Genomic DNA, 1,098 nt, shown 5'->3' with positions numbered 1-1,098 from the left:
CAACGCAGACTGCCCGTAGCCCACATCCTCAGATGGTCCGTCTTTCGACGAACACATCAGGCCACTGCTATCCGCGCTCACTCACAACATAATATGCAACTGTAGTGCTAGAGAATGAGTCCTGAGCCTAGCAGTCCATATGCCTACCAGACATCACACGCCGTCCGGAGCGGCCCGTTCTTCCGTGCGTGCAATCTCTACGGTTCCGAACTGCCTGTCCTGAGCGAGGGTAACGGCGCCCTGTTTTCCGAGTTCCAGCGCGGCGAGGAAATGCGCCGCTTTTGCCGCGTTGCGCTGCAGCGGCACTTCGCGATCTTCTGACCGGATGCCGTCACTTTTCACCAGCCCGTCCTCCAGCCGGTACAGCCCCCTGCCCTCTTCCCCCAGATGCTGACGCCACCACGCCAGGGCCTGGCTGACGGTGAAGCACGAGAAACGCTGCGGCAGGACCGGACGCACCGGCTGCAGCCTCAGACGTCGCCGCAGCAGCGCGAGGCAGGCGTCGAGCAGATCGGTCTGCAGCAGCGCGGCTTCAGCCCGGTGAGGTTCCCCCTCCCCGCCCCGGCCGAACACCTGCTCCCCCAGTCGCGGGATCTGCGAGATCGCAGCCACGGCCTGCTCCAGCGCCGCGCGCCGCAGCACCCGCTGGCGGAGGGCTTCCGTCTGTCCGGTCGCCGCCTGCCGTTCCGGTGTCCCGTCCCGCAGCATCAGGGCCGACCGCAGCTGCAGCAGCGTCGCCGCCAGCACCAGCCAGTCCGCGCTGCGGGCGAGCGGCCGCGCACGAACACCCGCCTCCACGATCCGGCCCAGCTGGTCGATCAGCTGCAGAAGCGACATCCGCCGCAGGTCCAGCACTCCGCTGCGGGCCTGCTCAACCAGCAGAGCCAGCGGACCGGCCCAGTCCTGTGCCTGCAGATGCGGGGACCCGTCAGACATCATAGAGCGGGCGGATCCGCAGACACAGATCCGGCCAGCCGCGGGCGATCGTCCGCAGCGCCGCCCAGGGCGTCCAGTCCGCCGACCAGAACCCGAGCGTCCACACCGTCTCCGGCGCCACCGGTCCGGTCTCCACGGCCTCCACCGTCTGCAGCGGACGCG

General features: G+C 68.3%; 1 protein-coding gene. It reads right to left on the bottom strand.

Features of this window, described 5'->3' with window-relative positions:
- Positions 1 to 153: 153 nt before the first annotated feature.
- Complete coding sequence (locus GOB85_RS18770; RefSeq protein ID WP_173578870.1) at positions 154 to 939, bottom strand: chromosome segregation protein ScpA; 786 nt, start codon at positions 937 to 939, stop codon at positions 154 to 156.
- Between the last annotated feature and the right edge of the window lie 159 nt (positions 940 to 1,098).

Origin of the sequence: Acetobacter fallax (assembly GCF_011516735.1) — a bacterium.
GTDB classification, from domain to species: Bacteria; Pseudomonadota; Alphaproteobacteria; order Acetobacterales; family Acetobacteraceae; genus Acetobacter; species Acetobacter fallax.
Note: the sequence above shows the minus strand (reverse complement) of the source record. Positions and strands in the feature narration are given on the sequence as shown.

Bases quoted from the DNA above. Each gene is read 5' to 3' on its own strand.
- GOB85_RS18770 (WP_173578870.1), bottom strand. From the start codon at position 939: ATGATGTCTGACGGGTCCCCGCATCTGCAGGCACAGGACTGGGCCGGT.